This window comes from candidate division KSB1 bacterium, from assembly GCA_022566355.1.
In the GTDB taxonomy this organism is placed as follows: domain Bacteria; phylum Zhuqueibacterota; class JdFR-76; order JdFR-76; family DREG01; genus JADFJB01.
The window spans coordinates 1-9,389 of the sequence record JADFJB010000153.1; the positions used below are offsets into that span (position 1 = coordinate 1).

The window sequence follows — 9,389 nt, forward strand, 5'->3', positions numbered from 1 at the left end:
TTTATTTTTGTTTAGATTAAAAGATTTCTCGTCGTAAACTCCTCGAAATGACAATATTATAAGTTATTTCAGAAGTCTCAGATGATATCTCATAAACGATTATCTTAAACTCAATCTCATAATTTGTTGCAATTGAGTCTATTTTTCGATAAATTTACGGCTAATTTGAATTTAGAAAAGCAGGAGATTAAATTGAAAAAAGGTATTCATCCAAAATATGAATTAACAACTGTTACGTGTGCTTGTGGAAATACTTTCCAGACACGTTCAACTGTTGATAATCTTCACCTGGATATTTGTTCTAATTGTCATCCCTTTTTTACCGGTAAGCAAAAATTGGTTGATTCTGCCGGACGGGTTGAAAAGTTCATGCGCAAATATAAAAAAGTGGAAAGTACTGCTTAAATTATTCCCAAAATCTGGCAGTGACGGAATCATTCAATTATTTTGAATATTCCGTTTTTTTTTGTCCATGTAGATGCTGATATAATTCTTAATTTTTACATTACTGAGAAAATTTGATGTTAGAAAAACTTATTGAAATCGAAACTCGTTTTGAGAATATAAATTCAGAGCTGAGTGATCCGGGAATCATGTCAGACATTGAGAATTATACCAAGCTGTCAAAGGAACAAAGTGAACTGGAACCACTGGTTAAAACAATACGCGAGTACAAATCTATATTAAAAAATATCAAAGATGATGAAGAGTTGCTAAAAGAAGATATTGAGATTGAGTTACGGGAAATGGCCGAAGTTGAATTAGAGGAGTTAAAATCTTCGCTAGACGAAATCGAAGAAAAACTTAAAGTAATGCTGATTCCTAAAGATCCACAGGATAATAAAAATATTATCATGGAAATCCGTGCAGGGACCGGTGGTGATGAAGCGGGTTTATTTGCTGGCGATCTGTTTCGAATGTATTCCCGATATTGTGAAAGGAAAGGTTGGAAAATCGAAATTCTCAATTCGAACCCACAAGGGATAGGCGGATTCAAAGAAATTGTTTTTAGTATCAATGGCACAGATGTTTATAGCATGCTTAAATTTGAGGGTGGAGTTCATCGGGTTCAACGTATTCCAACCACTGAATCCGGCGGTCGGATCCATACATCTGCCGCTTCGGTGGCGGTCTTGCCGGAAGCAGAGGAAGTGGATGTCGCAATCGATCCAAAGGAAATTCGTATCGATCTGTTTCGTGCTTCAGGCCCTGGAGGGCAGAGCGTAAATAAGGTAGAATCAGCCGTGCGGATTACACACATCCCAACAAATATCGTAGTATCTTGCCAGGATGAAAAATCCCAGCACAAAAATAGAACGAAAGCGATGAAAATCTTACGTGCTCGCTTGCTTGCCAAAAAGCAAGAAGAAGAAATGGCGAAAAGAGTAGCTGCACGCCGGGCAATGGTAAGTACCGGTGACCGAAGTGTAAAAATCAGAACATTTAATTATCCTCAAAACCGGGTCACGGACCACAGGATAAACCTAACCCTATATAAATTGGAAATGATTCTTGATGGTGATCTTGATGCATTAATCGAAGAAATGCAGATTGCGTATCAGACGGAGCAACTTAAGCAAGCTAGTTGATTTTAGTATTCAAGGGGTTGTTATTCTATAGTATTGATTAAGTCTATTTTCTGTTATAATTTTAAGTTTTCCACAAACAAAGAATATTTCTCGAAAGTCTCAAAATTATGAAGAAAATAGTCAACAAAGCTAAGAGCCATAAAGAAGCAGAAAAATGGGATATTAACCAACAAATACAGTTGACTCCTGCTGAAAGACAACCCATTGCTGCTGAACTCAAAAAAAGATTCTATGGAACAGATGTCCCAGATGTTAGAGAGGCTCATTCTAATATTTAAAAAGACTCAATCTAGGCGAGAGTAAGCCATTCCTTAGTCAGAATAGGATATTATGCAAACGAAAACCTCTCCCAAACTCTGGCGAATTGTTGAACTTCTTCAAACAACCACAGAATTTCTTCAAAAAAAATCAATTGATAACCCACGTTTAAATGCAGAACTATTACTTTGTAAAGTTTTAGGAATTCAGCGAGTCGACTTATATGTGAATTATGATAGACCAATCTCTTCCCAGGAATTGCAGGAATACCGCGATTATATTCGTAGAAGGGCTTCTCGCGAACCTTTGCAATATGTCCTTGGGCAAACAGAGTTTATGTCATTAACTTTTAAGGTAAATCCGTCAATATTAATTCCGCGTCAAGACACCGAAACTTTGGTCGAATGGGTACTTGACCGATTTAATGGAAGACAAAATTTAAAAATATTAGATTTGGGCACGGGTTCAGGTAATATAGCAGTTAGCCTCGCTTATTACTTAAATGAACCACAAATTACAGCGGTTGATATATCCCAAGAGGCATTAGAATCAGCTCAAGAGAATGCAAACCTTAACAAAGTCGATGATTGTATAAGTTTTATTCATTGCGATGTTTTGGATAGGCGCTTCGAGATAATAATGAATGATCGCTTTGATATTATTGTCGCTAATCCGCCATATATCCAGGAACAAGAATTCATGCAACTAGAGCCCGAAGTTAGAGAGTATGAACCCAGAATTGCTTTAGTAGGACAGGATAAAGTTAATACATTTTCCCATCGGATATGTGAATTGGCGCCTCATCTATTAAAGGATAATGGTGAAGTGTTTGTTGAAATTGCCGCAGGACAATCTGAAACAGTAGAAGCCATTTTTAAAAAAAACCGGTTTAAGTCTGTTCAGATTCGCAAAGATATTGCCGGTATTGAGCGGGTTGTATTAGCAAAGTTTTAATTTGATCAAGGTGTAACTATTCAGCCATTAGCTTTTAGCTGTTGGCCTTTAGGAGACTGATGAGATTGTTTATCATTTTTTGTTTTATATTTAATTGATCCATAATCACTTTTACAACTTTTGTTGGGATTAAATGCCAATTGCTAACAGCCAAATGCTAATAGCAGAACAGTTACAAAAAAGGCATTAAAAGATTTATAATATGAACTTGGAGCCTTTGAGTCTTGTGGCTGAATAGGTATGTTCAGGTTAAGAAAGAATATGGAGTAATGAATGAACCAAGCTATTTTTCGAGAATACGATATACGTGGAATCGCAGATACGGATCTAACTGACGAAGTAGCAAATGCAATCGGAAAAGCCTATGGAACCTATGTGAAGCGCAAAGAAGCCAAATCAGTCTCTGTCGGTTGTGATGTGCGTTTGACATCACCGCGATTAAAAGCTGCAGTTATTGAAGGGATTCAAACAACCGGAGTTAATATTGTTGACGTTGGCACTGTTCCGACCCCGGTGCTGTATTTTTCGGTGTTTCATTACGATACTGATGGTGGTATGATGATAACCGGCAGCCACAATCCCATAGAATATAATGGCTTCAAAATGAATATGAAAAGCGGATCGGTCTTTGGACAAGAAATTCAGGTACTTAAACAGTTCATCCAAACCAATGATTTTGAAAATGGAGACTCTAACATAAGATCTGAAAATGCAGTTCCCGCTTATGTAAGTATGCTTAATGAAAAATTCAATTTCTCAAAGAAACTTAAAATGATTATGGATCCAGGCAATGGGACCGCAGGTCCTCTGGCAAGCTCTTTCTTTATTAATAAAGGGATGGATGTTGATTGTATTTTTTGTGAACCTGATGGGAATTTTCCAAACCACTTACCGGATCCAACGGTGCTCAAATATACCAAGGCATTACGTGCAAAGGTTATTGAAAGCGGAGCAGATATTGGTATCGGTTATGATGGCGATTCGGACCGATTGGGAGTCATTGATAATTTAGGCCGGCCAATTTTTGCAGACCGTTTGCTCGCAATAATGGCCCGGGATTTACTATCAAGACACCCAGGGGAAAAGATAATATTCGACGTGAAATGCTCTCAAAGCCTTGTGGATGAAATCAAAAAATATGGCGGTATCCCCTTAATGTGGAAGACCGGTCATGCCATTCTGAAAAGTAAAATGAAAGAGGAAAATTCATTGTTGGCTGGAGAAATGTCCGGTCATATTTTCTTTGGTGAAAATTATTATGGATTTGATGATGCCATTTATGCCTCCGCATTGATGATTCGTATTCTGTGTGAATCCGACAAAACTATTGCAGAAATTGTCGATGAAATCCCAGCATTTTATTCAACCCCGGAAGTTCGTGTGGAATGCTCTGATGAGGAGAAATTCAAGATCGTAGACGATCTTGTACACTATTTTAAGTCGAGGTATGAAGTGATTGACGTGGATGGAGTGCGTGCTTTATTTGGCGATGGCTGGGGTCTGGTTCGTGCATCAAATACCCAGCCGGCTCTAGTTCTACGAATGGAAGCAAAAACGGAAGAGCGATTAAAGGAAATTATCGAGATTTTTCTGAATAAGCTTAGAGAATTTCCATCTGTGAAAGTAAATGAGGAAGATTTTGTTATTGTTAAAGGTTGAACTTGCATGAGAACGCAATCTTCAGATACACATCCGGAAGTTGAAAGAATTTTAATTGATCTTACTCGAAAAGTAACGGTTGCAGAGAAATTCTCCCAGGTTCGGGAGCTTTCAAACATGGCCATGCAATTATCAAGGCGGGCAATTGCAAGGGCTAATCCCGGGTTATCAGAGAACGAAGTTGACCTTCTCTTCGTAAAGTACCATTATGGAGATGACGTAGCTAATCGACTAAAAAATCATCTTGAGAAAAGACAAGATGAAAAGCGTTGACCTTTTATCAGCTTTGCATCCCATCACTATAGCCTTTGAAAAATTATCAATTCCTTATTTCAAGGCTTTTGAAGAATCATCCAATTAGACTTTTATCAATTTCACATTTGAACAATCAAATCAAAATAATCTAATTCCAAATGAGTTTAACCAAATCATCAAAAATTCAATTCAAAAAACAAATTGTTGAGATATTATCATCTCAGCCATCGACAAAATTTAAAAGTAAAACGATCGCTCGTACGCTTAAAGTTTCGAGTGATGATTATGTGGATTTTCGGAATTTCTTACGAGATTTATCCCGAAATGATGTCATTACGAAAACCGGGACAAACGCTTACCAATATCGAGAAAAGCCGCAGTTGGTCGTTGGGAAATTGAGTGTGAAAACCCAGGGCTATGGTTTTGTGCAACTGGAAGACAGAGAAATATTTGTGAGTCAACGCAACATGACAACCGCCATTGATGGAGATACGGTTGCCGTTCATTTATATGCAAAATCACGAGATGGCAAACTTCCAGAAGGAAAAATTGATCACATCATTGAAAGAAAAAGGAAATATATTGTCGGAACGTATAAGCATGGTAAATACTTTAATTTTGTAGCTCCAGATGATCGAAAAATTCCTTGGGACATCATTATACACGACAGTTTTGCGAAGAATGCCCAACCAGGACAGAAAGTAGCTGTGACCCTGGATTATTGGGAAGATAGCAGTTTAAATCCCACAGGACGAATTGAAGAGGTGCTGGGTTTCTCCAAGGACCCCGGTGTTGATGTTACCTCAGTTGCATTTAAATTCAACCTGCCATTTAAATTTCCTAAAAAAGTAGAAGCTGAATGTGAAAGATTAACCGGAAAAATTACTCCTTCGGATCTGCAAGGCAGGTTGGATTTCAGAAAGAGAGTTTGTTTTACAATCGATCCGAAAGATGCAAAGGATTTTGATGATGCTGTCTCTCTGGAAACTTTGGATGATGGCAATTTGATGTTGGGCGTCCATATCGCCGACGTAAGCCATTATATTCAAGATGGTACAAGTCTTGATAAGGAAGCTTTGAGCAGGGCAACGAGTGTTTATATGGTCGATCGTGTGATTCCCATGTTGCCCGAAAAAATTTCCAACGAAATTTGTAGTTTAAGGGCAAACGAAGACCGCCTGACTTTTAGTGTAATGATGAAAATTACTCCGGATGGCCGCAGGTTGGATTATAAAATTCAACCATCCGTTATTAATAGCAACCGCCGGTTTAATTACGAAGAGGTGCAGAAAATTATCGATGACGGCCAGGGAGATTATTTTGATGAGTTACGACAATTGCGTGATCTTAGCCAGAAACTATTCAGCAAACGGTTGAAAGCGGGGAGTCTGGATTTCGATTTACCGGAAGCAAAAATTGAATTGAATGACCTGGGAGAACCGATTGACATTCGTCGAAGCGAGAGATTGGATAGCCATCATTTGATTGAAGAATTTATGTTGTTGGCCAACAAAACCATCAGTGAGCACATAGCCATGACCTTAACACAGCAGCGGCAATTGTCTAAATTATTGCCGTTCATTTACCGGATTCATGAAAAACCGGATGCGAAAAAAATAACAAATTTCGAAAATTTAGTGCGTAGTCTCGGTATTAATTTCCAACGAAGAAAGCGAATATCACCCAAACAGCTGCAAGAAGTGATTCATTCGGTACGTGGTTTACCGGAAGAAGATATTATTAATCATGTTATGTTGCGTTCGCTGATGAAAGCTAAATACGATACAAAAAATGTAGGACATTTTGGGCTTGCATTTAAACATTACACCCATTTCACGTCACCCATTCGCCGTTATCCGGACCTGGTTGTTCACCGCCTTCTTAAGGAATATGCCGAATTTCCTTCTGAAAAAAGAATTGCCAAGATAAAAAGCAAGCTTCCCGAAGTTTGTCGAATTTCGAACGAACAGGAAATTAATGCCTTGGAAGCCGAACGTGAATCTATAAAGATCATGCAAGCAAAATTCATGGTTAATAAAATGGGTGAGAGCTATGATGGCATCATTTCCGGCATCGTTCCTTTTGGAATTTTTGTGGAGATCGTTGACTACTTAGTAGAAGGGCTGGTGCATATTAAAGATTTGGCCGGTGATTACTATATTCATGATGAACCGAATTATCGTTTGATTGGCCAAAAAACCGGGAAAACATATCGCTTGGGGGATCGGGTAAAAATTCAGGTCGTTAAAGTAGTTCCCGAACAAAAGATGATTGATTTTAAATTGATTGAAGATGAGGAGGAATGAAAGATTGAATGCAAAATTTACTAACTTATGGAGTGCATCAACAGTGTTGATGCGTAAGAACAAAGATATGTTTCTATCCGTCATCGCAGCAAGGTGAATTCTAGTCGCTATCGGCATAGTATTTTTCGTTAGCGGGCTAATAGTAACCAGCATGAATTTGGCGAAAGTGATCCCCGCCAGCTACAATTGGCAAGGGCCTGTTTTCCTAATATTAGGCGTTGCAGGTATTGCAACCGCGTATTTCGGTCTGAGGCCAGTGCGACCCTGGGCGTTAATCGTACTTGCGTTGGTTTACATTCCGTGGACGGTAATTGGCTTTATCGGTGATATTGGTCAAGGTTTTTGGCCCTTGGTAATTGGAGAAGCGGCTGGACTGGTCCTGGGATTGTTGGCATTCACCGTCTTATGGAAACAGATATTGCAGAGAGAAAAATAATGCATAAAAAGACAAAGTTGATTCTATAAAAATTTAAAATCCAGGGCGAAATTTTTGTTAGTTTTTTGTGCATCATAACGCTATATTTCATCATCACAAAATGTATGATCATATTAGGAAATATCAGCAGGGCCAAATTATTTTAGATTTAACAATTGATTGGATTCGTATATGCCAGTAATTGCAAGATTTTATGGAATAGTTATTAAGACGTATTTCAGTCAAAGTGAACATGGTAATCCACACTTTCATGCGATTTATGGTGAATATAATGGTGTTTTTAATATTGAAACTCTCGAAATAATTGAGAGTGACTTGCCAATGCGTGCACAACGGTAAGTAAAAGAGTGAGGCATCGCTTTATAAAAGTGATTTATTGAAGATTTGGAACGAACAAAATTTTAAGAAACTCCCTGGATTGGAGTAATAAAGATGACTAAAATCCCCAAGATAAAACATGTCCGAGCAAAAGATAATTTTCATCTTATAGTTAAGTTTGATAATGATTTGGAAAAAGAATATGATTGTCAACAAATTCTACATCGCCCTGAATTTAAACCTCTTCTGAATAAAGCTTTTTTTCGTTCAGTGAAGGTTGATAGTGGTGGTTATGGTGTATCATGGAATGATGATATAGATTTAAGTGAATATGAATTATGGGTAAATGGAAAAAATATTCGAGATAATAGTAATTAGAAGATAATCGTATATGTTTGAGCCTGTCCAGGGAGATTTAATTATTCATGGTGCAACCTTGAACTTTTAATTTAAAAATCAGGGCGAAATTGTTGTTTGTTTTTCATGTTTCATATCGGTATATTATATCATTACAAAATATATGAAGCAAAACATGGAAATACAAGCATGGTTTTTCATTTTTTAACTTATATCAACTCAACACATAGAATAATTTCCATGCTATAAGGTGATATGATGGAAAATAAGAAAGCATTTACCATATATGACTAAGTTAGGCTCATAAAAAACAGGGCCAATTGAAATCCAAAAACGAGGAACCGAGAAAAGACTTGCAGTAGTCCGTATTAAATCGGAAGCGCATACAATAGAATTCGTATTAATTCGTATTGATATTCAAACTGATATAAAGGATTGTTAATATTGAACATAAGCTATATCTCATCCTACCCACCAACAAGATGTGGAATAGGCACTTATACAAATTACCTATCCCAAGCTATGCAGAGGATTAATAAAGAATTAAGAATCTCAATTATAGCAGAAAATGGCGCAAAAAAAATCAAAGACAAATTGTTTGAAACATCGCCTTGCTTTGATAGGAAAGAGGACTATGTGCAAAAAATAAATGAAGCTGCGGCGAAGTTTTGTTCTGATTTTGTTCATATTCAACATGAATTCGCTGTTTTCAATCCTGATAAACGATTCTTGAACTTGCTGCAAGAGCTAAAAAAGAAGACTAGGATTGTATTAACCCTTCATACTGTACACACAAACGAAACTAATGACTGGAATATGGAAGCAATGAGTATTGAGGAATATAACTTCGGAATGAGCCAGCTTGTTGATGCGATTATTGTTCATCAGGTGTCTATGAAGGAAGAGCTAGTCAGACAAAATGTGAATGAAAAGCTCATCCATGTGATTCCACATGGTACAGAAATTTTAGAACAGGCAAATAAAATAGAAGCGATGAGGAAGTTTGAATTACCGGAAAATAGTAGAATTATTCTTTCTTTTGGATTTTTCGGCAAGTTAAAAAGAAAAGAGTTAATCGTTGAGGCCTTGCCTGAAGTGCTTAAGAAAGTACCAGATGCCTATGTCTTTTTTTCAGGATATGTTAGGGATTGGGTCCAGGAAGATTTTGAAACCCGAAAGCTCTATGAAGAAAAGGCTGAAAAACTTGGTGTGAGTGATCATGTAATTTTTGCGAAAAGATACATACGCGATGATGAA

9 protein-coding genes and 2 pseudogenes are annotated in these 9,389 nt (G+C 37.4%); all 11 read left to right on the forward strand.

From position 1 onward, the window contains the following. The first annotated feature begins 192 nt into the window (after positions 1–192). Positions 193–405 (forward strand): 50S ribosomal protein L31, encoded by a 213-nt coding sequence (gene rpmE / locus IIC38_18660; protein ID MCH8127949.1) that lies wholly within the window; start codon positions 193–195, stop codon positions 403–405. 116 nt (positions 406–521) lie between these two features. Further along, positions 522–1,589 (forward strand): peptide chain release factor 1, encoded by a 1,068-nt coding sequence (gene prfA, locus IIC38_18665; GenBank protein ID MCH8127950.1) that lies wholly within the window; start codon positions 522–524, stop codon positions 1,587–1,589. A gap of 107 nt (positions 1,590–1,696) precedes the next feature. Next, a complete protein-coding gene (locus IIC38_18670) occupies positions 1,697–1,867 on the forward strand; it encodes a hypothetical protein (protein MCH8127951.1) in 171 nt (56 codons plus the stop codon). A 52-nt stretch (positions 1,868–1,919) separates the two neighbouring features. Further along, on the forward strand, positions 1,920–2,801 hold the full coding sequence (gene prmC / locus IIC38_18675) for a peptide chain release factor N(5)-glutamine methyltransferase (GenBank protein ID MCH8127952.1): 882 nt from the start codon (positions 1,920–1,922) through the stop codon (positions 2,799–2,801). 261 nt (positions 2,802–3,062) lie between these two features. Then, a pseudogene (locus IIC38_18680) lies at positions 3,063–4,460 on the forward strand (phosphomannomutase/phosphoglucomutase). Between the two features lie 6 nt (positions 4,461–4,466). Then, positions 4,467–4,733 (forward strand): hypothetical protein, encoded by a 267-nt coding sequence (locus IIC38_18685; protein MCH8127953.1) that lies wholly within the window; start codon positions 4,467–4,469, stop codon positions 4,731–4,733. Between the two features lie 140 nt (positions 4,734–4,873). Then, positions 4,874–7,021, forward strand: coding sequence for a ribonuclease R (rnr, locus tag IIC38_18690; GenBank protein MCH8127954.1), 2,148 nt, complete (start codon positions 4,874–4,876; stop codon positions 7,019–7,021). Between the two features lie 151 nt (positions 7,022–7,172). Continuing rightward, a complete protein-coding gene (locus IIC38_18695) occupies positions 7,173–7,457 on the forward strand; it encodes a hypothetical protein (GenBank protein MCH8127955.1) in 285 nt (94 codons plus the stop codon). A gap of 171 nt (positions 7,458–7,628) precedes the next feature. Beyond that, positions 7,629–7,884 (forward strand): annotated as a pseudogene (locus tag IIC38_18700) (DUF4160 domain-containing protein). A 14-nt stretch (positions 7,885–7,898) separates the two neighbouring features. Beyond that, on the forward strand, positions 7,899–8,153 hold the full coding sequence (locus IIC38_18705) for a DUF2442 domain-containing protein (protein ID MCH8127956.1): 255 nt from the start codon (positions 7,899–7,901) through the stop codon (positions 8,151–8,153). 414 nt (positions 8,154–8,567) lie between these two features. Beyond that, positions 8,568–9,389: glycosyltransferase (locus IIC38_18710; protein MCH8127957.1), on the forward strand; the 822-nt coding region annotated here is incomplete at its 3' end.